At 67.5% G+C, this 23,143-nt stretch carries 20 protein-coding genes; 12 read left to right on the forward strand and 8 right to left on the reverse strand.

Annotated features, from left to right (window positions below):
* Positions 1-289 precede the first annotated feature (289 nt).
* A protein-coding gene (locus tag ACH47Z_RS42815; RefSeq protein WP_399084611.1) for an IS5 family transposase occupies positions 290-1,113 on the reverse strand; the annotation gives its coding sequence in 2 pieces (ribosomal slippage) (positions 290-768 and positions 768-1,113; 825 coding nt in all).
* Between the two features lie 587 nt (positions 1,114-1,700).
* On the opposite strand from ACH47Z_RS42815, the gene ACH47Z_RS42820 reads away from it, so the two are divergent.
* The 4 genes from ACH47Z_RS42820 to ACH47Z_RS42835 all read left to right on the forward strand — a co-directional run bounded on the left by ACH47Z_RS42820 (position 1,701) and on the right by ACH47Z_RS42835 (position 10,030).
* Entirely contained in the window at positions 1,701-2,285 is a 585-nt protein-coding gene (locus ACH47Z_RS42820) for a hypothetical protein (protein WP_397756397.1), read from the forward strand.
* Positions 2,286-2,905: 620 nt separating this feature from the next.
* The gene (locus ACH47Z_RS42825) at positions 2,906-3,670 is read left to right on the forward strand and encodes a hypothetical protein (RefSeq protein ID WP_399084614.1); all 765 of its coding nucleotides are present in this window, start codon (positions 2,906-2,908) and stop codon (positions 3,668-3,670) included.
* Entirely contained in the window at positions 3,622-7,215 is a 3,594-nt protein-coding gene (locus ACH47Z_RS42830; protein WP_399084617.1) for a type ISP restriction/modification enzyme, read from the forward strand. Before ACH47Z_RS42825 ends, ACH47Z_RS42830 begins: the two co-directional genes overlap by 49 nt.
* Positions 7,216-8,344: 1,129 nt before the next feature.
* A complete protein-coding gene (locus ACH47Z_RS42835) occupies positions 8,345-10,030 on the forward strand; it encodes a ribonuclease J (RefSeq protein ID WP_399084620.1) in 1,686 nt (561 codons plus the stop codon).
* On the opposite strand, the gene ACH47Z_RS42840 is transcribed toward ACH47Z_RS42835, so the two are convergent.
* A complete protein-coding gene (locus ACH47Z_RS42840) occupies positions 10,017-10,352 on the reverse strand; it encodes a maleylpyruvate isomerase N-terminal domain-containing protein (protein ID WP_399084623.1) in 336 nt (111 codons plus the stop codon). The genes ACH47Z_RS42835 and ACH47Z_RS42840 overlap by 14 nt on opposite strands.
* A gap of 381 nt (positions 10,353-10,733) precedes the next feature.
* The gene (locus ACH47Z_RS42845; protein WP_399084626.1) at positions 10,734-10,976 is read right to left on the reverse strand and encodes a DUF5302 domain-containing protein; all 243 of its coding nucleotides are present in this window, start codon (positions 10,974-10,976) and stop codon (positions 10,734-10,736) included.
* A gap of 130 nt (positions 10,977-11,106) precedes the next feature.
* Here ACH47Z_RS42845 and ACH47Z_RS42850 point away from each other — a divergent pair, with 130 nt between their 5' ends.
* Entirely contained in the window at positions 11,107-11,484 is a 378-nt protein-coding gene (locus tag ACH47Z_RS42850; RefSeq protein ID WP_399084629.1) for a DDE-type integrase/transposase/recombinase, read from the forward strand.
* A 243-nt stretch (positions 11,485-11,727) separates the two neighbouring features.
* On the opposite strand, the gene ACH47Z_RS42855 is transcribed toward ACH47Z_RS42850, so the two are convergent.
* Together ACH47Z_RS42855 and ACH47Z_RS42860 are read right to left on the reverse strand one after the other, a co-directional pair.
* Entirely contained in the window at positions 11,728-13,020 is a 1,293-nt protein-coding gene (locus ACH47Z_RS42855) for an MFS transporter (protein ID WP_399084632.1), read from the reverse strand.
* Positions 13,021-13,566: 546 nt separating this feature from the next.
* Positions 13,567-14,067: a hypothetical protein gene (locus ACH47Z_RS42860; protein WP_399084635.1), complete on the reverse strand. Its 501-nt coding sequence runs from the start codon at positions 14,065-14,067 to the stop codon at positions 13,567-13,569.
* Positions 14,068-14,375: 308 nt separating this feature from the next.
* Here ACH47Z_RS42860 and ACH47Z_RS42865 point away from each other — a divergent pair, with 308 nt between their 5' ends.
* Both ACH47Z_RS42865 and ACH47Z_RS42870 read left to right on the forward strand, forming a co-directional pair.
* Positions 14,376-14,738 (forward strand): TetR/AcrR family transcriptional regulator, encoded by a 363-nt coding sequence (locus tag ACH47Z_RS42865; protein WP_399084638.1) that lies wholly within the window; start codon positions 14,376-14,378, stop codon positions 14,736-14,738.
* Positions 14,681-14,932, forward strand: a complete 252-nt coding sequence (locus ACH47Z_RS42870) for a hypothetical protein (RefSeq protein WP_399084641.1) — start codon at positions 14,681-14,683, stop codon at positions 14,930-14,932. The genes ACH47Z_RS42865 and ACH47Z_RS42870 overlap by 58 nt, the downstream gene beginning before the upstream one ends.
* Positions 14,933-15,684: 752 nt before the next feature.
* Here ACH47Z_RS42870 and ACH47Z_RS42875 read toward each other — a convergent pair.
* A complete protein-coding gene (locus tag ACH47Z_RS42875) occupies positions 15,685-16,671 on the reverse strand; it encodes a ketopantoate reductase family protein (RefSeq protein WP_399084644.1) in 987 nt (328 codons plus the stop codon).
* A gap of 237 nt (positions 16,672-16,908) precedes the next feature.
* Positions 16,909-17,523 (reverse strand): TetR/AcrR family transcriptional regulator, encoded by a 615-nt coding sequence (locus ACH47Z_RS42880; protein ID WP_399084647.1) that lies wholly within the window; start codon positions 17,521-17,523, stop codon positions 16,909-16,911.
* A 131-nt stretch (positions 17,524-17,654) separates the two neighbouring features.
* Here ACH47Z_RS42880 and ACH47Z_RS42885 point away from each other — a divergent pair, with 131 nt between their 5' ends.
* The 5 genes from ACH47Z_RS42885 to ACH47Z_RS42905 all read left to right on the forward strand — a co-directional run bounded on the left by ACH47Z_RS42885 (position 17,655) and on the right by ACH47Z_RS42905 (position 22,569).
* Positions 17,655-18,503 carry an enoyl-CoA hydratase/isomerase family protein gene (locus tag ACH47Z_RS42885; protein ID WP_399084650.1) on the forward strand — a complete coding sequence of 283 codons (849 nt, stop codon included), beginning with the start codon at positions 17,655-17,657 and terminating at the stop codon, positions 18,501-18,503.
* 4 nt (positions 18,504-18,507) lie between these two features.
* Positions 18,508-19,764, forward strand: a complete 1,257-nt coding sequence (locus ACH47Z_RS42890; protein ID WP_399084652.1) for a CaiB/BaiF CoA transferase family protein — start codon at positions 18,508-18,510, stop codon at positions 19,762-19,764.
* Complete coding sequence (locus tag ACH47Z_RS42895) at positions 19,761-20,684, forward strand: fumarylacetoacetate hydrolase family protein (RefSeq protein WP_399084655.1); 924 nt, start codon at positions 19,761-19,763, stop codon at positions 20,682-20,684. Before ACH47Z_RS42890 ends, ACH47Z_RS42895 begins: the two co-directional genes overlap by 4 nt.
* A gap of 469 nt (positions 20,685-21,153) precedes the next feature.
* Entirely contained in the window at positions 21,154-21,924 is a 771-nt protein-coding gene (locus ACH47Z_RS42900) for a CoA transferase subunit A (RefSeq protein ID WP_399084658.1), read from the forward strand.
* Positions 21,925-21,927: 3 nt separating this feature from the next.
* Positions 21,928-22,569 carry a 3-oxoacid CoA-transferase subunit B gene (locus ACH47Z_RS42905; protein ID WP_399084661.1) on the forward strand — a complete coding sequence of 214 codons (642 nt, stop codon included), beginning with the start codon at positions 21,928-21,930 and terminating at the stop codon, positions 22,567-22,569.
* A gap of 376 nt (positions 22,570-22,945) precedes the next feature.
* Here ACH47Z_RS42905 and ACH47Z_RS42910 read toward each other — a convergent pair.
* Positions 22,946-23,143: IclR family transcriptional regulator C-terminal domain-containing protein (locus ACH47Z_RS42910; protein ID WP_399084664.1), on the reverse strand; the 198-nt coding region annotated here is incomplete at its 5' end.

Here is a 23,143-nt window from a genome sequence, read left to right on the forward strand (position 1 = left end):
ACCAGCCCATGTACGGGCGCTGGGAGCGGGCAGAATCACCGAGCCTCCCTGAGAACGTGGCCCATGCCTATGACACGGCCTACGCCTACACAGGTTCCGGCGCGACCCTGTGCGGCATAGAACACGAGGGTCTCTCGGTCTCTCCGTACTGGTGGATGCCGGATCGGAGCAACGCATGTGGCGCCTGCAAGGAGGCCGCGGCCGCCATTGACCAGCGCTGGCCATTGGAAATGCGTCGCGGGAACCGAGTTAATCCCGTGCCCCCCTCCGGTTCCAGCTGGCCCCCCTTCTAGGGTTGCCCGCGCAACGACCTGAGCCGCCTCCAGCAGATCAACGCGCACGCGAGTCTGAGGAAGGCTTCGTGGATGTCGTCGCGTATCTCCCAGCGGATGCGTAGACGGCGGAACCAGTGCAGGTGGGCGAATGTGCGCTCTACGACCCAACGCTGAGTGCCCAGGCGGGAGCCGTGCTCGGTACCACGGCGAGCGATCACTGGCTTCACACCGAGGTCCCAGACCAGGCGGCGGTACTTGTCGTGGTCGTAACCCCGATCACCCAGCACCACGTCCGGGCGGCGCCGGGGCCGGCCGCGTTTGCCCCGCACCGGCGGCACGGCCTGCAGCAGCGGGATGAGCTGGGTGACGTCGTTGCGATTGCCGCCGGTCAGGGTGGCGGCGAGCGGGATGCCGGTGGCATCGGTGATCAGGTGGTGCTTGCTGCCCGCTCTGCCCCGGTCGACAGGGCTTCGTCCGGTCTTGGCTCCCCCTTTAACGCGCGGATGTGGGAGCCGTCGACGGCCGCCCGGGAGAAGTCCAGGGCGTTGGCGTTGCGGAGCTTGGCGAGGAGAACCTCGTGCAGCCGGGACCACACGCCAGCCTCGGTCCACTCGGCCAGGCGCCGCCAGCAGGTCATGCCCGACCCGAAGCCGAGTTCTTGCGGCAGGTGTTCCCAGGAGATCCCCGTGTGCAGCACGAACAGGATGCCCTGGAACACCAACCGGTCCGGATGCCGCTTGCGCCCAGGGTGCCGGGTCCGGCGCTCAACCTTGGGCAGCAGCGGCTCGATCACTGCCCACAGTTCGTCGTCGACTTCCCACGGCTTCGGCCGCGCCACCGCACACCTCCGGATCAGCAGTCCCGGAGTGATCCAACCACTTCGAAGATCATTTCGTTAGGGGTTCTAAAGGCGACGCGACCTACCCGACGGCCTGTTGATCTTCCCGGCGTCGGACGAGGACCACGATCATCTCGGTGACAGCTTTCGGCAGCCCGGTGAGTCGAGTGCGCAGTCGTGTCATAGAAAACATCGTCGGGGCACGGCGCGGCCGGGGCATGAGTCGCGGTACTCAGCTGTGGTGCGCAGGAACCCATGGGGCCGATGGGTTCCGAGTCCTGACCGCGCACCGGTCAGACGACCCGGCGCAGGGCCTGTCCGTCCCAGAACTCGACACCGGCGTACCGGGTCTCCCGGGCCGGGACCTTCGCCGCGAACCCGGCAGCCGGTAGCGCTGGCTGTCCCAGTCCGACGCCTTCGGGCTGGCATCCATGCCACCAACAGGATCCGGAAAGTCTGTGTGACGCCGCCTCCAGTTGCTTACAGCAGCACGACCGCGAATCCGATCAACCAACCATGACTCTATGGAGGGCAGCCCCCTGGTCCCGTACGCACCCCGGCGGTCACTCATGGGCAGAATGCGCAAGTTGGCTGACAAGACCATTCTTCTCCACGGCCGCGCGGACACCGCTTCTACGCTGGCCCTCATGCGCGAAGTCGAATACCGGAGCAGTGGCGTTCCGTTGGAAGAATATGAACTCACTCGCGGGGACCACCGCCGTCAGAAGCAGAGCGAGGAGATCAGCGAGTCGGTTCGGCGTCAGGTCGAGGAGGACAACGCCAAATGCCGGGCAGACCCGGCGAGGGCGGAGCGTCGCCGCCAGGCATTCGAGAATGTCGCGGAGCTGATGCAGTCCTTCAAGAAGGCAGACCACGAGATCATGCGGTGGCGTGTCCGGTTGTACTGCGGCCACATCATCGAGACCGAGGCGCACTACACGTACACCGACCCCCTCTCCGCCGGGTCATACGGCAGGCGATGCTCTGAGTGCGGGGAAGACCGGCAAACAATCGTGGCCTTCGAACCCATCGGACTGCGTGGCGAGCCACCGGAACCAACAGAATCCACACCTCCGCCGCCCCCGAAGAAGCCGACACGAGCCGACCTCGAACGACGCGTTAAGACCCTGGAGAAGGAGAACGAGCGCTTGCGCACGAAGCTCACTGGCTGAAGGCCCCGACCGCAGCCACGGGCTGACTCGCAACAGCTCACGGAGGCCGAGCTGACGGCAACGGCGAAGATCGCCGCCGCACGGACACCCAGTTCGCCCGCACGATGGCAGCTCATCGCTGCCTTGGGCGAAGACCCGGCCGGGCACCGGTCGGCGATACGCGCCATCGCCGCCTAGACACGGTCCACGTCAGCCTTCGCTCGTTCGAGCGAAATGGTTTCGAGCCATCTTCCGCCGGCGAACGGAACTGACACCATGCCGCCGTCGCACGTCAACCTCGAGTCGAAGGCGGGCCATTGGAACGGCAGGTCAATGAGCGGCAACTCTCGGTGCTGAAATGGGTGGAAGACGGGTGCCCTGCCGGCGTTTGGGAGACCAGCTCCTACAAGACCACCTGTCAGGCACTGCAGAACCGCGGCCTGGTCCTGGTCTCCCGGAAGGGTGGGCAATGGAACGTCGCCCTGACAAGCGCCGGCCGGCACTACCTGGCGCACGGCACATACCCTCCCCCTGGATCGCGCCCGCGGAAGACCCAGGCCGCCGCTCCGCAACCCCCGTCCCCCCGAGCACAGGAACCTCCGGCCTCCGCGCGAAAACCAAGCCCTCCTCCACAGCGCCGCGTGACATTCACGGAACAGCTGCTGCAAGAGCTCGCGGAGGCAGGCGGCCAGATCGTCAAGCCCGGCAGCGGTCCGGACTCCGAGAAGTGGCCGTCCCGCATCGCCGCGGCGCGCAGATCCGGAAGGATTCCGGAGACGAAGGAGCTGTACGGGGGTTGGTGCCGTGGCGGGTACGAGATCAAGCTCGTCGACATCCCCGCCTGGCGCCTTGCCGTCCTCGAACCCGTCCCCGTGCCCGCCCGGCTCAACCGCCCGCACACCGTGGTCCGGGCCATGCAGAACGAACAGCAGCCGCTGGGCCTAACCAGGCCCGTCCAAGGACGTGCTCTCCGGCTCATCCAGGCGCTGATCACCGCTGCCGAGGCCGAAGGACACTCCAGTTCGGCGGGAGCGACCGGCTCCGCGCCACCGTCTCATCGCCGCCGCAGAGCATCTCCCCACTTCACCATCACCGCACAGGGCCAGACCGTGGGGTTCCTCGTCCTCCAGGAACAGGACCGGACCGAGCACGTCGCCACCGAGAAGGAACTCGCCGACGCCAAGAAGCACTCCTGGATCAGGATCCCCCGCTTCGACTACACCCCATCCGAACGCCTCCGCTTCGTCCTCAGCGGCGGCCAACCGCACCGGGCAAGCGAATGGTCCGACGCCCCCGGCCACCCCCTCGAAGACCAGCTCGCCGAGATCGCGCGCAGCTCCCCGCGATCGCCCCCAGCGTGCCTGCAAGATCGCCGTGCCGTCCACCGATTGCGCTCCGCACGCTGACGCACGCCCGGGATGCACTCCCGGCTCACGCTCCAACCCACCTCCGTCCGCGAGTCTTTGGCGACATATCACCAATCAACCTACATCCACTGGCGTTTGCTGCTTGGGATGTCATGGGCATTCTGTATGGGTCTGATCGTCGGCATGGGTGCAACCTTGGGGGGCCGATGGCAAGAGGGGACGTCTGGGCGGGAAAGGGCACGACCGGATCGGTCGCGAACCTCGTCGCCCAGTTCGGCGAGGAGGTCAGGACCAAGCTGCAAGGTCCCGCAGGGGCGGTCAGCAGTAAGGAGGACAGCCTGACCGCGCCGGTGGAGCATCTGCTGCGCGGCATGGCCTCGCGGCAACGCCTCAAGCTCATCGTCCACGGTCAGAGTCGCATCAAGGAACTCGGGATCCGGCCCGACTTCGCCATCGGCTGCGGCGGCAGGACCATAGGGCACGTCGAGCTGAAGCAGCCGGGCTCGGGGGCCGACCCGGAGAAGTGGTCGGTGAAGAGCCACGACCGCAAGCAGTGGGAGAAGATCAAGGCACTCCACAATGTGCTGTACACCGACGGATACCAGTGGGCGGTCTACCGTTTCGGCGTACAGGTCGGCCCCACCGGAATCCTGGTCGGAGACCTTGATTCCGGTAGCCGGCAACTCGTCGTCGCGGACACCGGGTTCGAGCGCGCCCTCACGCACTTCTTCCTGCCGGCGCCCATCGTCCACGACAGCATCAACGAACTGGTCAAGCGCATCGCGGGAATCTGCGCCCTGCTGCGTGACGAGGTCACCGAACGCCTCACCCGCGAGGAGCACGGGGAGGCTGACGCTGCGTTCTCGATCCTGGCCGACAACTGGAAGGACCTGCTCTTTCCCGATGCTCGCCCGGAGGAGTTCGCGGACCAATACAGTCAGACGCTGACGTTTGCCATGCTGCTGGCTCGTCTTGAGCACATTGATCTGGGCAGGCTCACGCTTCCCGAGGTCGCGATCCGACTGGGCAAGCGGCATTCCTTGATGGGCAAGGCGCTGGCGGTGCTGACTGACGACGCCCTCGACGATCTGCGGGGCATCATCGACCCACTGATCGACGTCTTATCGGCCGTCGACCCCGAGATGTTCAAGGACGAGACCGGAGACGCCTACCTCCACCTGTACGAGGGCTTTCTGAGCGCCTACGACCCGGAACTGCGACGGCGGACGGGTACTTACTACACGGCTGGCGAGGTCGTCCGCTTCATGGTCGGCTTCACCGACGAGGTGCTGCGTGACCGGCTCGGCCAGGAGGACGGCTACGGAAGCGAGGACGTCACCGTCGTCGATCCGGCCATGGGCACCGGGACCTTCCTCATCAACATCATCGACCACGTCGCCAAGTGCCTGTCACTGAAGTACGGCAGCACGCTCAAGTCCGGGCTTCTCCGGGAGCTCTCGGGCCGACTGGTCGGGCTGGAGAAACAGACCGGGCCATACGCCGTCGCCGAACTCCGTGTGCACCACGCCTTCCGGTCCCACGATGCCGACATCACGCGCCGCCCGCCGAGGCTTCTGGTGGCCGACACACTCGACGATCCCGCCGTCGAGCACCACCTGGGCTTCATGTACGAGGCGATCGCCCGCCACCGCCGAATGGCGAACAAGATCAAGGCGGACGAGAAGGTCATGGTGGTCATCGGCAACCCGCCCTACCTGCGGGGTGCGAGACAGTCGGGCGTCGGACGCTGGGTCACCGAGGGCAACCCGAACGGCCAGGGCCCGATCCTCGCCCGCTTCCACCCAGAGGACAACGGACGCGTCGGATACGCCCTCGACAACCTCTACGTCTACTTCTGGGCGTGGTCCACCTGGAAGGTCTTCGACCAGTTGACCGCCTCGGGAGCACCGAAGGCCCCCAGCGGGATCGTCGCCCTCATCACCAACTCCGGATACCTGGACAGCGAGGGCTCGGCCGGCATGCGCCACTACCTGCGCGAGGTCGCCGACGAGGGCTGGGTCATCGGTCTCTCCCCCGAGGGCGCCTACTCCGACACGCGCACCCGTGTCTTCCAGGATGTCAAGCGGGAGATCTGCATCGCCGTCTTCGTCCGCCATGGCGCCCCGGACACGGGTACACCGGCGCGGGTCTGGCGACTCGACGTCCCCGCGGGCACACGCGAGGAAAAGTTCGACTGGCTGGAAGGGCTTGGCCTCGACGGCCATCGCGGAGGGACCTCCTGGCAGCTCTGCCCCACACAGTGGACCGCGCCCTTTCACGTCACGTCCGACTCCGAGTGGTCGGCAATGCCACCGGTGGACGCCCTGCTGCCCTGGACGAGCTCCGGCAACAAGAACAACCGCAACTGGCCCGTCTCACCCAGCCGGAACGTTCTGGAGAGGCGCTGGCACAGGCTCGTCCAGGCTCCGGCAGACGCCAAAGCGGAGTTGATGAAGAGCACCGGAGACCGCCGTCCGGACAAGCTGGAACCACCACTGCCCGGCCAGCAGGAGACGGGCAGTCTTGCCGCAGAAAAAGAGAGGGTTCCGGTCATCGTCAAGTACGGACGGATGACGTTCGACCGGCAGTACATCATCGCGGACCGAAGAGTGATCGACCGACCGCGGCCGGCCTTGTGGTTCGCCCACAACGACCAGCGTCAGATCTACCTGTCCGAACTCCACACGGAATCAGGCCGTCCGGGGCCGGCGGTGAGTTTCACCGCCCTTCTGCCCGACATTCATCACTTCAAAGGCACCGAAGGCGGCCGCGTCGCCCCTCTTTACCGCCACCCCCACCAGGCTGAACCAAACGTCACCCCTGGCCTGCTGCGGCTGCTCACCAAGACGCACGGCGTGACGGTCACCGCCGAGGACCTCTTCGCGTACATCGCGGGGACAGCCGGCCACAGCGGCTACACCCGCCGCTTCGCCGCGAACCTCGCCGAGCGCGGTGCCCGTATCCCTATAACACGCGACCCGGCTCTATGGGCGGAGCTCGTGGAAGTGGGTAGGCGCACGGTGTGGATCCACACGTACGGCCAGCGCTTCGCCTCCCACCACGACAGTTCACCTGGCTCGTCCCCGAGGCTTCCCCCGGAGGAACAACCGGAATGCGTCGTCGTGATCGGAGAGGACGACGGGTTACCTGAGGACATCTCCTACGACGCGTCCACACGAACCCTCACAGTGGGCACGGGCTGCATACGTCCGGTGGCGCCAGAAGTCTGGGACTATCGGATCGGCGGGGTGCAGGTGATCCGCAAGTGGTTCAGCTTCCGCAAGCGCAAGCCAGACGTGGAACGACAGACCCCGTTGAACGACATCCTGCCCCCGACCTGGCCTGCCCGGTGGACCGTTGACCTACTTGACCTCATCAACGCGCTCGGGCTCCTCGTAGCCCTCGAACCCCGACAGGCCCGGCTGCTGGACGCCGTGAGCAGCGGCCCGCTCATCACCACCGACGACCTACGAGGCGAGGGCATCCTGCCCGTACCTGTCTACGCAACCAAGGAACCGAAACCGCCGCGGAAGTCTCGACGCACCCCCGGCCCTGGTCAGCAGAGCCTCGACCTCTTGGACTGACACCCGCCCGGCCTGACTGCCTGACGCCCGCAACATCAACGGAATATCTGCACGACGACGCCCCGCCGCAGCAAGCCGGCGGGGGGTCGTCGCATCAGCTCCCCGTGTACGCAGGCCCCCGCCGGAGCAAGCCGAAGAGGGACCCTCACCTGTCACGAGCGATCACAAACGATCACGGGCGGGTCACCAACCCCGCGGACGTACTCACGCCACAGGGCTCTGACCTGGACTTACGCACTCACCCTGGACCGACTGGACGCCCGTGGACGGCTTCTACGACATGTGCCATGTAGTACCGCACACGAAGCCACGAGACAGGAAAGATCCGGACCATAGGCGGACCAACCGAGCCGCAACGGCCACCTCCTACACCATCACTGCAGTTCAGGGGCTCGCAAGCGCTGTACCACCAGCAGACGAAGAACATTCTTTGTTCTTACAGCCCTCAGAAACTTGGCTTCTTCTAGAGTCTGAAGTCGGTTGCCTGGAGGCATCGTTGCGCTCCAGGCAACCCGAAATAACGGCTACACTCTGTGATGAGCTGGAGCCTTCGCGCTACTGTCTGACACCCAAGGGAGTCTCGCCCGGACCAGTCGTGGACCAAACGGCGCCGAACGACATCACCCCACGAGCCGCCCGCTCATGAGCGCCGCGAGTCCAGGACTTCTGGGACCGGCTCGAGACAACGGCCGAGCCGCTCCCGCGCGACCTCGTCGTCGAGTTCATGGGGCTCCACATCGGGTTCCGGCATGGCTGGCGGGGGCGGCGAGCGCTTCGGGGACACCGCCAACTGTCCGCCCGGCGAGAGAAGCTGCCTCGGGGCGCTCTCGGCCCACTTGCTCATGAGCGCCGACGGCACCCGCGTCTCGACCATTTCGAGTGGACCAGTGCCGAGGCCACCGGAAGGTGGCAAACGCCGGAAAACACGACAGGGTGCACGAGATCTTCTCCAGCACCGGGCGAAGGGTTCGGCCACGGACGGTGGTACCGCTTTCACCCCTGCCTGTTCCGGCCGCCGGCGTGATGCGACCGTGCCGAGGCACCCGCTGCGGGTATTCCGCTCCGTCGGGAAAAGGAGATCGCACAGGCAATGGATCACCCTGTCCCGCTCTCCGGGTACCGTCAGGGTATGAGTCATCCGCACCCCGAGCTGAAAGCCGCCCCGCCCCTTCCCGAAGGAGGGCTGCGGGTCATCGCCCTTGGCGGCCTGGGTGAGATCGGCCGCAACATGACCGTCTTCGAACACGCCGGCAAGCTGCTCATCGTCGACTGCGGCGTACTGTTCCCCGAGGAGACCCAGCCCGGCGTGGACGTGATCCTGCCGGACTTCACCTCGATCCGGGACCGGCTGGACGACATCGTGGCCGTGGTCCTCACCCACGGCCACGAGGACCACATCGGCGGCGTGCCGTACCTGCTGCGCGAGCGGTCCGACATTCCCGTCGTCGGCTCCAAGCTGACGCTGGCTTTCCTGGAGGCCAAGCTCAAGGAACACGGCATCCGGCCCCGCACGGTGCGGGTGCGGGAGGGCGACCGGCGTGGCTTCGGGCCCTTCGACTGCGAGTTCGTGGCGGTCAACCACTCCATCCCCGACAGCCTCGCGGTCGCGATCCGCACCCGGGCCGGGATGGTGCTGCACACCGGCGACTTCAAGATGGACCAGTTCCCTCTCGACGACCGCATCACCGATCTGCGCGCCTTCGCCCGCCTCGGCGAGGAGGGCGTGGACCTGTTCCTCACCGACTCCACCAACGCCGAAGTACCCGGCTTCACCACCTCCGAGCGAGAGCTGAACCCGGCGATCGAGCAGGTGATGCGCACCGCGCCGCGCCGGGTCATCGTCTCCAGCTTCGCCAGCCACGTGCACCGCATCCAGCAGGTCCTGGACGCCGCCCACCAGCACGGCCGCAAGGTCGCCTTCGTCGGCCGGTCGATGGTCCGCAACATGGGCATCGCCCGTGACCTGGGCTATCTGAAGGTCCCCTCCGGTCTGGTCGTGAGCACGAAGGAGCTGGAGAAGCTCCCGGACCACAAGATCACGCTGGTGTGCACCGGCTCCCAGGGCGAACCGATGGCCGCGCTGTCACGGATGGCCAACCGCGACCACCTGATCCGCATCGGCAAGGACGACACCGTCCTGCTCGCCAGCTCCCTCATCCCCGGCAACGAGAACGCCATCTACCGGGTGATCAACGGACTCACCCGGTGGGGCGCCCACGTGGTCCACAAGGGCAACGCCAAGGTGCACGTCTCCGGGCACGCCAGCGCCGGCGAACTCGTCTACTGCTACAACATCGTCAAACCCCTCAACGTCATGCCCGTGCACGGCGAATGGCGCCACCTGCGGGCCAACGCCGACCTCGCCATCCGCACCGGTGTCGACCCCGACCGGGTCGTCATCGCCGAGGACGGCGTCGTCGTCGACCTGGTCGACGGACGCGCGTCCATCACCGGCAAGGTCCCCGCCGGCAACGTCTACGTCGACGGCATGGAAGTCGGCGGCGCCACCGAAGCGTCCCTCAAGGACCGCCTCACCCTCGCCGCCGAAGGCGTGGTCACGGTGGTGGCGATCGTCGACGCGGACACCGGCGCCCTCGCCGAGGCCCCCGACTTCCTGGCCCGGGGCTTCGTCCACGACGTCGCCACCTTCGAGCCGGTCATCCCGGTCATCGAGAAGACCCTGGCCACCGCGGCCGAGGAAGGCGTCGGGGACGCGCGTCAACTCGAACAGCTCCTCGCCCGCGCCGTGGCGAACTGGGCGTTCCGCACCTATCGCCGCAAGCCCCTCATCATCCCCGTCATCATCGACGCCTGAGCCACAGCCCGGCAGCACGGTCCCGGTTCCGGTGGCGGCCCCGCGAGCATCGAGGTCCGGCACGCCCGGACCGGACGGTGGCGAAGCCGCCGGGCTCGACGAGGCGGATCGCCTCGCCGTGGGCGGCCGGCAGGTCCGCAAGGGAGTCGGTGTTGCGGGCGACGGCCCTGTCGCCGCGCTCCAGGGCCGCCTGCGCGAACTCCCGGCCGAAGCCGCGGGAGGAACCGGTGGCATGGCGGCGGTGCACCCCGCCCAGATGTTGCACCAGATCGGACAGCGTCCACTCGGGGCAGGTCGGCACCTGCACGTCGTGGCTGGGCACGAAGGCGACCGCTGCCGGGAACGCGACCGACTGTGCGTCGATCAGCCGCAGCAGGACGGGGAATGAATGTCCTTGCCACGCGGATGCCTACCGTCACCCCGGACAACCGCAGTCGATTTTCACAGCGGTACAGGGGCACGCAAGGCGCGCAACACCGGCCGCGCACCCTCGGACAAGGCAGTGCTCTCATCCCGGAATTCCAGTTCGGCAGCGCCACCGACCCGAGCCAACCGCATCTGGGCCATTCCCCAGGCGAGTCCGCCGGCTACGCCCCGCCCGCAACGCGCGCACGGGCATGCGCACGTCGCGGGCCACTGCACGGGACGCGCGAGTGGATAGCGCGAGTGCCGGTGAAGCGGTTAGATCGCGGGACTCCTCGACTCAGCCGCCGCTCTTGCGCCTGAACGACCGCTGGCTCGCAGCCGGGCCGTGCGCCGAACGTACCTTCGACGCATCGGACTTGGCGGCAATATCAGCGGCGTCCGCCTGCGCACCGCGCTTGCGCGCCAGGGCTTCGCGGAACCTGCGCTTGAGGTCGTAGTTGCCGTCGCTGTCCGGCTCCAGAGGGGACGTCTCGGGGGCAGCCGGCTCCGAACCTTCCGTAGATACGGGCTCTGCGGTCATGGTGACCTCCTGGGTTCGGGGGTGGGCAAGCACAGCTTGTCATGCTGGGCGCGGTGCGAGGCGCCAGCAACGTCATCCTGCTCCGTTTCGGCGGGTATCCCTCTCGCGGCCAAAGGCGTTGACTTCGTAGGTGAGGCGCACAGGACGGCCTCGGGCCGGGCCGAGGGTTGTCGATCACACCACCGTCGCCGACCAGCAGGCGGTGCGGGCGCCGGACCTGGTGGACCGCGACTTCGTCGCCCCGGCGACGAACCGCTGCTGGGTCGCCGACTCCACGCACGTCGCGGCCTGGGCCGGTACCGTCTACGTCGCGTTCGTCGTCGACACGTTCTCCCGGCGCATCGTCGGATGGTCCGCGGCACTGACCAAGCAGACCGAACTGGTCCTGTCCGCACTAGAGATGGCCATCTGGCAGCGCGACCGCGCCGGAAGCCCGATCCAGCCGGGCGAGCTGGTGCATCACTCGGACAGTGAGTATGTGAAGTACCGGATGTCCCGGGCTTCTTGACTCGCACAGCGATGGACGCGCCAGGATGCCGGTGCCGGGATGCTCTCGCGGCTCTTCCTGACCCGCACTCCGATCGACGGCGCTGTCATTCCCCGGACTTGTCGGTGGCCCGGGAGCATCCCAGCGAGGCGCTCGCCTCGACCAGGCCGGCATCGCCCCCTCGGAGCCGTGGCCCTCCTATGGTCCCGGGGGCGGGGCTGCAACGGGTCGCGACCAGGTCCCCGACGGACCGGGCGCTGCGCCCTACTGGCTCCGGGCGGCCTTGGCCGCGTCCGGGTGGGATGGGCCGACGGTGGCCAGGGCCTCGGAAGAGGCCAGTGCTGCCAAGGGCCTGGCTGCGCGCCTGCGGACGGCGGCTCCGGCGACCGCCAGCAGTGCCAGCACAATCACCATGGCGCCGTACCACATCGTCGTGACGCGCAGGCCGAGAGACGGGATGGCGAGCCCGGCCACCACGGCGGGGAGGCTGAAGGCGAGGTAGCTGACGACGTAGACGGAGGCGAACAGCTTCGCCCGTTCGGTGGGACCGGCCAGTGCCGCAAGCGAGCCGAAGGAGCCCAGGAGGGAGCTGCCCCAGCCGACGCCGGCGAGGGCGGTTCCGAGGAAGAACAGCGGCGTCGAGGGTCCGACGAGTGCGAGCAGGGTCAGAGCGGTCCCTGCGGCGAGGGCCACGCACCCGGCGGCCATCACCCGCTGCGGCGCCAGGTTGCGCCCCAGCAGTGAGGCGACGGTTCCCGCGCTGTAGAACGTGGCCAGCGCCAGGGCACCGACCAGATGGCTGCCGATGTGCAGGACCCCTACGGCCAGCGAGGGGCCGAGCGAGAGGTAGAACCCAGTGATCGCCCAGGTGGCGATGAGGCAGGGCGTGGTCGCCAGGAAGGCCCGGCGCACCTGGGACGGCACGGCCAGTTGCGGCCGCAGCGAGGCCCAGGCGCCCGGCCGGGACGTGACCGGCTCGGGCAGGAGGAACACCGCCGCGGTCAGCACCAGGAAGACGGCGATGAGCAGCACGAAGACCAGCGTCGTGGGGGCGGGGGCGTACTGCACCAGCAGTCCGGTGCTGAGCGCCCCGAGGGCCAGCCCGGCGGCCGGGGCGGCGCTGTTCAGCACCGAGGCGAGGCGTGACGTGGGTGACGGCTGCAGATCCACCAGCCCGGCGGTGATGGCCCCCATCGCCGCACCCATCCCCAGCCCCTGCAGGATGCGCGCCACCAGCAGCAGCCCAATGTTGTCGGCGATGAGGAACACGGCCATGGACGCGGCCTCGACGATCAGCGCGGCGGCGAGCACGGGCCGCCTGCCGATGTAGTCGGAGAGTCCTCCGACGGTCAGCAGCGCAACCAGCAGGGCCAGGGCATAGACCGCGAAGATCGTGGTGAGCATAGTCGGCGAGAAGCCCCAGCGGTGCTGATACACCACCAAGAGCGGGGAAAGCGCGCTGTTCGCGGCAAAGAACGCAAGGAACGTGACGGCCAGAAGCCAGAAGCCGACCGGGCGTGATATTCGCCTCGCCGGGCGCAGATGCTGGATGTGCATGTCGGTGGTTCTCTCCGGTGGGATGGGGGCGACTGGCCTCGGCGAGGGTGCGGGGGCTCGGCGCAGGTGTCACCGGGCTCTGAGAGCACGACCCCGACCAGGTAAAGCGATCGCTATACCTCGGCGCTGGTGTATCTACTCATCGACGTAAAGCGGGGGTTCCCGGAATTCGGGTGAACCCGACACCACAAGGGGCTGCCGGATTTGATGCGTCGAATGGCGTGGTGCTGACGTTGCAGACGGCCTCGCCAGGGTTTGGCCTGGGGCGGTGAGCACGCGGCGCTCAGGTGACAGCCAGTTGATCAGCGCGATCAGCTCACTGGGTAGAGCCGTAAAAGTTCACGCCTGTTGTCGGCACCGGTGGGCAAGGGCTCCTACTGGAGTCGCTCTGCAGCCTGGGCGGGGGTGTCGTAATAGCCGGGCCGTGCCAGTGTTTGCACGACAGGTTGAACGAGCGGAAATAACCGAGAGGAGCCCGACGCCTCCGGCCGAGACGGACAGTTGCGAGAGCCGGGCGGTGCAGCCGTCCGGCTCTCGCAGCTTGTTTTAGGCGGCGGCGTCCTCGAAGACCTTGACCATCTCGGCGTCCAGAAGCTCGGGAACGTCCGACTCGCGCATTTCGGGGAACTTTCCGAAGAACGCGGAAGGCAGGTCCATGTCGATGCGTGTCTGCTCACCATCGCGCTGGGAGATGCAGATACGCACGGGCGCCCCAAGGCCGGCGGCTGCAGTGTGCTGGAACAGGCCTCGGGCAATGACAGCGTTACCGACCAGGTAGAACTTGGACTCGATGGGGATTCCAGCCAGCCTCATGGTTGAGCCCTGCTCGAATTCCCAGAAAATGGAGAACTTGCTGGGCGCCGAGACCTCTGCAACGTAGGCCTCCAGTCCCTCGCGATCTGCATGTGTCACGTATTCCATCAACTTCGACGGCGTAAAGCGCTGCAAGCTCGACTCGATGGCCTTGGTGACCTCGAAGAAGGACTTTTCCGAGCGGATCGTGACGAGTACGCCATCAAAGGGTGTCAACGTCTTGTGATCTGACATGACTACCTATTCCCATGTGAGAGGTGATTTCGATGATTTCACGTCGGGAGCCGCCGTCGGGACGATCTCGCCGACCAGGTAAACCGCCTCTGCCTCCGTCACGACTGGATCGGTGACGTGGTCGCACCCTCGTCCTGCATCGCACTTCCCCGAAGGCCCGAGGCTGGTTCAACACTCAGAACGTTATATGCAGACCATCATAGTTGTCAATGCAGGTAGAAAGATCGGTTTGGACTGAATCGGTGAGGTTGCTATACCTAACGACATATAACCGCGTCATGCCACGCCAAAGCTCCGCGAAGCAACAGATGATCACCGCCGCCCGACGCCTCTTCCGTGAACGCGGCTACCTCGGCACGTCGGTCGCCGACGTCCTGGCCGAGTCCGGAGCGCCTCGCGGTTCGGTCTACTTCCACTTCCCGGGCGGGAAGGAGGAGCTTGCCGCCGAGGTCGACATCGCTCACACTGCCGAGTCGGTCGCACTGATCAACCGGCTGGCCAACCGAGAGTCGAGCGCGTCCGCCTTCCTCGCAGGCTTCGTCGCGCATTTTCGCGACGAGATCGTGGCCAGCGGCTACTGCAAGGGGTGCCCGGTGGCCCCATCGTTCTGGAGGTGGGCGGTTCAACCCCGCGCCTGGCCGCGGTCACCCGCCGAGGCTTCCAAGACATGATCACCACCATGGCAGCGCGCCTCGTGGACAAAGGGCTGCAGCCCGAAAGCGCTCAGGAACCGGCAGCACTGGCCGTGACCGGAATGGAAGGGGCTCTCGTCGTCAGCCGAGCCCTGGAGGACCCCGAAGCCTTCGAGGCACTGGCGGCCCGACTCACCGAAGCTGCCGAAGCCGCACCCGCCCTCTCCACCTGACCGCCCGACCCGGACCCGCGATCGCGGTGGGCAGCCGTCCGGCCGCCCCAAAGAAGGGCGCCTCCCCTTCAGTTGAGCAACGAACCGAACGAGATAGGCGCGCACCCCCTGCCGTGGCGGCGGGACATCGGGAGGGCTCGCGGCGGGCGTGCGAGAAGGCGATCACCTTCTGCCGTACCGCAGCGGAGTACAGCAACCAGCGCGACCACAGCCGATCGTCACCAGCCTCAGGCGACCGGCTAACTCATTGGAGGTAATTGCCAGGTCACCGGGCTGGTGGCCGCATGTAATGGCAGCGACGAGCGGTCCGTTGTCGTGATGCACGACGCACCGAGGAATGCCGGGGACCTGGAACTCGAAGAACGCGGCTCAGCGCATGAGGCCCATCGGCTCGTGCGGACGGCGATCAGCTGCCAGTTGAGGTCGGTTCAGACCCGTGAGACCTTGCTCCGGGAGATGCCGGTGGACCTTTTCAGCGGCCACTCCAAGGGCAAACCGCAGATTCAGGGCGACTGCACTTTCACGGCCGTCGAGCCTCGCCGCTGCAGAAGCAGCCGTCACCCGGTCGGTGCCCACCCCGGAAATACTCAGTGTCCGCACCGAGCGGCTTGACTGGGCGTCGACCGGCGAGTGGAGACGCCATGGCCGGCTTTCACGGCGATGGGCGTGCAGGGCCGGTCGATCCGGCGCCGTCGCTTGAGAGTCCTGTCCCGGTGCCCTGCATTGCCCGAGGTTTGGTGGGACGAACCGGGTCACGCACGCTGCTGTTCGTGCACGCGCAGGCGCAGCCGTGCGGCGTTGAGCAAGGGGGTGGCCAGGTCGTGGCGGAGGGCCCGGTCGACCAGGTCGCCGAGGATCTGCTCGCCCTCGGTCGAGTGGCCGGCGGTCATGTCCCGGTACAGCGACGACGTCAGCGACGAACCTGCCTGGGTCACTGCCGTCTCGATCGGTGTCACATCGGGCACGGGGAAGCCCGCCGCGGCCGACACCGCCGCCGCCTCGGCGACGACAGCCCGGGAGAAGGAGCTCCCTCCGGCAGCCACGACCTCACCGACGGTGCCGCCCATCAGGCAGGTCACCGCGCCGACGCTCGCGATGAACACCCACTTGTGCCACATGGCAGGCACAATGGCATGATTCACCGCGAACTCGTACCCCGGCACGTCCAGTAGTGCCGTGAGTTCCTTCGTCCGTGCGCTCGTCCCGCCCTCCTGCTCGCCCAGTTCGAACGTCGCAAGCGGTGCCGACTGCACGATGTCGCCGTCCGCATTGAGCGAGGTGACCACCTTCACCACGCCACCGAGCACCGCTTCTTTGCCGAACCGCTCGTTGAGCAGGTCCAGGTGTGCCATCCCGTTGAGGAAGGGGACGATCACGGTCGTGGGCCCGATTGCGGGTGCAAGGTCGTCCATGGCCTGGCTGAGCCCGGTCGCCTTGACGGACAGCAGCACTACGTCGTACTGAGTGTCGAGTTCCGCCGCTGTCACAAGTTGCGGCGTGACCACTTCCTCGTGGCCGAGGCCGACCAGTCTCAACCCGCGTTCGCGCAAGGCGGCTGCCCGCTTCGGCCGCACCAGGAACGTCACGTCCCGGCCGGCCTGCGCCAGCCGCAGACCGAAATAGCCTCCTGTGGCCCCTGCGCCGACAATGAGAACCTTCACAAAACGACCTCCATTCGTAAGCGTGGCGCACGCCGGGAATTCCATCGAACCCAGTGCGACGCACAGCGCCGTGATCACCGAAGTCAGCTGTTGTGGCGGAGACCAGCCCGTGGCCGACCGCTGGGACACCGTCGCTGACGACCGGTGCCCTCCTCCAGGGAGCCGCACGACGCTCGACTGACGGACGGTGGGCGTGGTCTCCTTTCGCGCCCCCACGCCGGTCCGGCTGGTGACACCGGCAGCATCACGACAACCTTCTCCACTCCAGGGCGCCCGGGCGGCTGCCCACCTCGCTCGCACGCCCGGGTCCGCCGCTCAGGCGGAGGTGGGATCCGATTCGGCGGCTTCGGAGAGTCGGACCGCCAGCGCCTCGAAGGGTTCGGGGCTCTGCAGGGCTCGGCTGACGACGAGTGCCCCTTCCATTCCGGTCACGGCCAGTGTTGCCAGGTCACGGGCGCGGTCCGACTCCAGCCCCTTGTCCACGAGGCGCGCGGCCAATGTGGTGATCATGTCCTGGAAACCCCGGCGAGTGACCGCGGCGAGGCGCGGCGTTTCACCGGCCACCTCCAAGATGATGGGGGCCACTGCGCACCCCTCCCGGTAGCCGCTGCTGACGATCTCGTCGCGGAAATGCGCGACGAAGGCTCTGAGCAGGGCGGACGCGCTCGGTTCCCGGTCGGTCAGCCGGTTGATCACCGCGACCGACTCGGCAGCGTGGGCGATGGCGACCTCGGCGGCAAGCTCCTCCTTCCCGTCAGGAAAGTGGAAGTAGACCGAACCGCGCGGCGCGCCCGACTCGGCCAGGACGTCGGCGAAAGAGGTGCCGAGGTAGCCGCGCTCGCGAAAGAGGCGGCGGGCGGCGGTGATCATCTGCTGCTTCGCGGAGCTTTGGCGTGGCATGAAGCCATTGTATGCCAGCAGGTGCGGCATTCCAAACAGATGGTTTCAGCTCGACCGTTCTACCTGCATTGACGACTATGATGGTCGGCATATAACGTTCCGATTGTCTAACCGGCCTCGGACGCTTTGACGGGGCAAGATCAGGACGGGAGCACGACGACGTGACTGACAAAGACGTGACGGACACCGAGGTGGTCGACCCACTCGGTGAGATCGCCCCGCTGGCGGCTCCCGATGTGAACTCACCCCCCGTGGCCCGCCAGATGGACGGCAACGTGGCCGTGCTGACCATGCAGTCGGCACCGCACAACTTCCTGGGCGAAGCACTCCTGGACGGCCTGTTGCACGGCCTGAGGTGGGCGGAGGAGCACGGGGCGCGTGCCGTGCTGTTGCGCAGCGGGCTGCGTAACTTCTGCGCCGGCGCCGACCTGAAGATCTTCCAGAGCGCCCAGCGGGGCGTGGCTCCGGACCTCGACCTGGCCGGCGCCCTGAGGGTCTTCGACGAGCTGCCGATCCCGATCGTGGCCGCGGTGCACGGCGTCTGCGTCGGCGGCGGGTTCGAGATCGCGCTCGCCTGCGACCTGGTTGTCGCTGCGGAGTCCGCGAAGATCGGGAGCGTCGAGGCGACCATCGGCATGAATCCGTTGATGGGTGCGATCCAGCGGGTCACCCAGCGTGCGGGTGCGGCCCGGGCGAAGGAGATGGCCCTCCTGGCCCGACGCTACGATGCCAGGACTCTGGAGCGCTGGAACATCTTCAACCGTGTGGTGGCGGACGACAAGCTGACCGCCGTCAGCCTCACCCTGGCCCACGAGCTCGCAGGCGGCCCGACCCTCGCACACGCGTCGACCAAGGCGATCGTCTCCTACGCCGTCGAGCACGGGGTACGCGCGACCGACGATGCGATGAAGGACCTGCAGAAGGAATTCTGGAAGTCCCGGGACCTCAAGGAGGGACTGGCCTCCATCGAGGTGAACGGTCCCGGCGCCGCACGCTTCGAAGGACGGTGACGTCATGACGCTTCCCCTGGAAGGAGTGCGGGTCATCGACTTCTCCCGCGTGCTGGCGGGACCGCACTGCGCGAAACACCTGTTGGACCTCGGCGCCGAGGTCATCAAGATCGAACCTCCCCGCGGTGACCTGACGCGCCTGGCCTTCCCCCAACAAGGAGCGGTCACCGGCTACTACGCACAGCAGAACGCCGGCAAGCGCAACATCAGCGTGGACCTGAACGTTCCCGAAGCCCGCGAGACCGTGCTCCGCCTGTGCGACACCGCCGATGTCATCGTGGAGAACTTCCGGCCCGGCGCCCTGGCCTCCTTCGGCCTGGACTACGAGGCCGTCTCGAAGCGCAATCCGTCCGTTGTGTACGTGTCGGTCAGCGGATACGGACAACAGGGCCCCTGGCGTGCGCGCATGGCTTACGCGCCGACCGTGCAGGCGGAGGTGGGCATCACCGCCAACACCCTCAGTCAGTTCGGCGTCGAGGGCCGGCAACGCCACTCCGACGCGCTGTCTCATGCAGATGTCTACGCCGGTCTGCACGCGACGATCGCCGTGCTGGCAGCGCTGCGACACCGCGAGGCCACCGGTGTGGGCCAGTACATCGACGTGGCGATGGCTGCGGTGATGACCTCGATGAACGAGCGCATGCACGTCGACCTGTCCGGCATCGACATGGGAGCCGAACCGCCGATCCTGGGAGCCACGGACTGCTCGTTCTTCACGGGCCCCGACGGCAAGGACTTCGTCGTGCCGGTGAGTCTCGTCGGCAGCCTGACATTCCCCTTCTACCTGGCGGCGATGCGCCGGCCCGACCTCGCCGACGACCCCAGATTCGCCACGCCCGAACTGCGGCTGGCGAACCTGGACGAGCTGCACACCCTGGTGCAGGACTGGATCGACAGCTTCGAGGACATGGGCTCCCTTGACGCACAGTTCGACGAAGCGAAGATCGCCATGGGGCAGCTGCGCGATATCGCGGAGTTCTGCGAGACCGAATGGGCCCAGCAGTGGGGCGTGGTACGGAAGGTGTCGGACCGCGCCGGCGGGACGATCAACATCCCGGGTCCGCCGTGGCACTTCAGTCTGCACGACGGCACAACGGCCCCCCAGGTGCCCGCCCTCCAGGGTGAGCACAACACGGAAGTGCTCAAGGAACTCGGCTACGACGACGAGCACATCAAGAGGCTGGTCGCGAGCGGCGCCGTGGTAACGCCCAGCCGACCGACGGACACCGATACCCCGGGAGGCTCCCGATGCGATGGGTGACCTATCTTTCGCCGTCCGACGGCACCGAGCACGTAGGAGTGCTCGACGGCGACCGGCTGCACGGCAGTGCGGGTCCAGCGCGGCTGATCGACCTGCTGGCGCTGCCCGGCGACGGCATGGCGGAGGCCGGACACATGCTGCTCAGCGATCCCGGCGAGGTGCTGCTCGCCGCTGAGGCGGTGCTCCGTGCGCCGGTTCCGGTGCCACCATCCATCCGTGACTTCATGTCGTTCGAGAACCACGTGGTCACGGCGTACGGCGCTCTGGGGCGCAAGGTCAGCCCCGTCTGGTACGAACAGCCGACTTTCTACTTCACCAACCCCGCGTCCGTCCGGGGGCACCGTGACCCGGTGGAGATCTCCCCAGGATCGGAGCAGTTCGACTACGAACTGGAAATCGCCGCGGTCATCGGCGCACCGGGATCGGACATCGCCCCGGCCGAGGCCGCCGCGCACATCGCCGGGTTCATGATCCTGTGCGACTGGAGTGCGCGGGACCTCCAGGCGCACGAGACGGAAGTGGGTCTCGGGCCGGCGAAGGGGAAGGACTCGGCCACGTCCTTCGGTCCCTTCCTGCTGACCGCTGACGAACTGGCCGAGCGGCGGTCCGGGCGAGGCTACGACCTGGAGATGACCGCACACGTCAACGGAACGCTGTATTCGTCGGGCAACCTGGCGGACCTGTCCTGGTCTTTCGAGGAGATGGTCGCGTATGCCTCACGCGGCACCCGTCTCCTCCCGGGCGACGTGATCGGCTCCGGCACCGTCGGTACCGGCTGCGTACTGGAACTGTCCGCCGTCCACGGCTCGGAGCGCTTCCCATGGCTGCGGCCAGGCGACGAGGTCCGGTTGGCGATCGAGGACATGGGAGCCATCGAAGCCCGCCTCGAGCCTTCGCGGCCCGTCCAGCCGTTGCGGTGACCCGCTGCCCGGGCGCCTGGCGCTCACCGGTCACGACTGGCCCACCGGGAACAGGTACTTGGCAGGCGCCCGGGCAGCATGACCACCAGCATGTGTCTGTGCGGCCCCGTCCCCGCCCTCGGAGGCCGCCTCTCTCAGGGGCCACCGGCCCGCACCCGTAGCCCACCCCTCGTCGCCGCATCCGGCGTTGGCGGAATTCCGAAGGCCGGCCGCGGTGGGTCTGTGGGCATCGAAAAGCGCCGCCTGTTCGGGGTGGGCGTGGCCAGGCTCACCGCTGCCCCCTCGGTGCGTTCCACGTGTGAGTCGTGATCGCCACGCCGGAGCAGACGGGCCTTGCTCCGCGGTTGTGCTGGGGGCGTCGGTCGCGGACACGGGCGGCAAGTCTGTCGCGGTTTCCGTGCGGCCGGCCAGCAACTGTCAACACCCTGGGTCCGGCTCGGCGCAACCAGGGACAAGCGAAGGGTCAAGTATGGACAAGGTGGTGGACTCGGCCGCGCACGCCGTGGCCGACATACCAGATGGCGCACTACTGGCCGTCGGAGGGTTCGGGCTGTGTGGCATCCCCTCGACGTTGATCGCCGCCCTGTTCCAGGCGGGAACGACCGGGCTGCGGGTGGCGTCGAACAACTGCGGCGTCGACGACTGGGGGCTGGGCCTGCTGCTGCGGGCCGGGCGCATCGCTCGCATGACGTCGAGCTACGTGGGCGAGAACAAGGAGTTCGCCCGGCAGTACCTGTCCGGCGAACTCGAAGTGGAGCTGACTCCGCAGGGCACCCTGGCCGAGCGGCTGCGGGCCGGGGGCAGCGGCATCCCGGCGTTCTACACCCCGGCAGGCACCGGCACCCAGGTCGAGTTGGGCGGACTGCCGTGGCGGTACTCGTCCGACGGCTCGGTGGCGGTTGCCTCGCCGCCCAAGGAAGTACGCGAGTTCGCCGGGCGCCGCCATGTCCTGGAGGAGGCCATCGTCGCCGACTTCGGGCTGGTGCGCGCCGAGGTCGCCGACCGCCACGGCAACTGCGTCTTCCACGCCGCCGCCCGCAACTTCAACCCGCTGTGCGCCATGTCGGGCCGAATCACCCTGGTTGAGGCGGAACGCATTGTCGACCCCGGCGAGATTCCGCCGGACGCCATCCACCTTCCAGGTGTCTACGTCGACCGGATCGTCGCAGCCGACCCAGCGGACAAGCGGATCGAACGCCGTACCGTCCGAACGCCGGCCGCCGGACTCGGAAAGGAGTAAGCGATGCCGCTCGATCGTGACCAGCTCGCTGCCCGGGCCGCCCGCGAACTGCGCGACGGTCAGTACGTCAATCTCGGCATAGGCCTGCCGACCCTCATCCCGAACCATCTCCCGCCCGATGTCGAGGTGATCCTGCACTCGGAGAACGGGATTCTGGGCACCGGCCCCTACCCGTACGACGACATGGTCGATCCGGATCTGATCAACGCCGGAAAGGAGACCGTGACCGTGCGCGCCGGGGCCTCCTACTTCGACTCGGCGTTCTCCTTCGGGGTCATCAGGAGCGGCCGTATCGACGTGTCGGTGCTCGGCGCCATGCAGGTCTCCGCCGCCGGTGACCTCGCCAACTGGGCGATCCCGGGCAAGCTCGTCAAAGGCATGGGCGGCGCCATGGACTTGGTGCACGGCGCGCGTCGCCTGCTGGTGGTGATGGAGCACACCGCGAAGGACGGCAGCCCCAAAATCGTCCGGGAACTCACGCTGCCTGCCACCGGCTTGGGTGTCGTCGACCGGATCATCACGGACCTCGCCGTCATAGACGTCACGGCCGGCGGTCTACGGCTGGTCGAACTCGCACCCGGCGTCTCTGTCGACGACGTCGTGAACCGGACCGCAGCCCCGCTGGAGACCGCCGGCCACTGCTAGTCGGCGAGGAGATCAGGTCAGAGACCCTTACGACTCCGTTGCTCAGATCGTCGGCATGGGTCAGGCGCGAGTCGAAAGGCGAGCCTGGGCAGGTGCCTTGTCTTTGGACTGAGTGGTGGGCCTGCCGACTGGCCCGGGCCGGCGCGTTGCGCCGGCGAAGCACAGGGGCAGGGTCAGGCCGCGCAGGGAGGCGTCAGCGACGAGGTCCGCCGCTTGTGGGATGCCCGGCGGGAACTGGTGGGCGATGCTGTCGACGAGTGCGCAGAGGATGGCATGCGCCCAGGGCCGCATCGATGTCGGCGACCTCCAGGTGGCGTTGGAGGCGGCCGGTATCGGCGCCTCCGAGAGACGTGCGTCGTCTGTGGACCCACCCCCCTCAGCCGTCCCGTTCCGCCATGGGACTGTTTTCGGGGTCCTGCCCATCCCACAGGGACGTTACGCGCGCGGCGGCGTCGCGGACCAGGACGCCGTACTGGTCCCGGAGTTCGTCGGAGAGCCGGTAGGTCGGCACAGAGATGCTGAGGGATGCGGCCGGCACCCCGGTCGGATCCAGGATCGCCGCAGCGACGGCGCT

The sequence above is a fragment of the Streptomyces sp. NPDC020192 genome (assembly GCF_044388685.1).
Classification (GTDB): domain Bacteria; phylum Actinomycetota; class Actinomycetes; order Streptomycetales; family Streptomycetaceae; genus Streptomyces.

What these genes read in the sequence shown, in the direction of transcription:
- ACH47Z_RS42835 (WP_399084620.1), top strand. Translation starts at nt 8,345, where the DNA reads ATGAGTCATCCGCACCCCGAGCTGAAAGCCGCCCCGCCCCTTCCCGAA.
- ACH47Z_RS42845 (WP_399084626.1), bottom strand. Translation starts at nt 10,976, where the DNA reads ATGACCGCAGAGCCCGTATCTACGGAAGGTTCGGAGCCGGCTGCCCCC.
- ACH47Z_RS42855 (WP_399084632.1), bottom strand. Translation starts at nt 13,020, where the DNA reads ATGCACATCCAGCATCTGCGCCCGGCGAGGCGAATATCACGCCCGGTC.
- ACH47Z_RS42860 (WP_399084635.1), bottom strand. Translation starts at nt 14,067, where the DNA reads ATGTCAGATCACAAGACGTTGACACCCTTTGATGGCGTACTCGTCACG.
- ACH47Z_RS42865 (WP_399084638.1), top strand. Translation starts at nt 14,376, where the DNA reads ATGATCACCGCCGCCCGACGCCTCTTCCGTGAACGCGGCTACCTCGGC.
- ACH47Z_RS42880 (WP_399084647.1), bottom strand. Translation starts at nt 17,523, where the DNA reads ATGCCGCACCTGCTGGCATACAATGGCTTCATGCCACGCCAAAGCTCC.
- ACH47Z_RS42890 (WP_399084652.1), top strand. Translation starts at nt 18,508, where the DNA reads ATGACGCTTCCCCTGGAAGGAGTGCGGGTCATCGACTTCTCCCGCGTG.
- ACH47Z_RS42900 (WP_399084658.1), top strand. Translation starts at nt 21,154, where the DNA reads ATGGACAAGGTGGTGGACTCGGCCGCGCACGCCGTGGCCGACATACCA.
- ACH47Z_RS42905 (WP_399084661.1), top strand. Translation starts at nt 21,928, where the DNA reads ATGCCGCTCGATCGTGACCAGCTCGCTGCCCGGGCCGCCCGCGAACTG.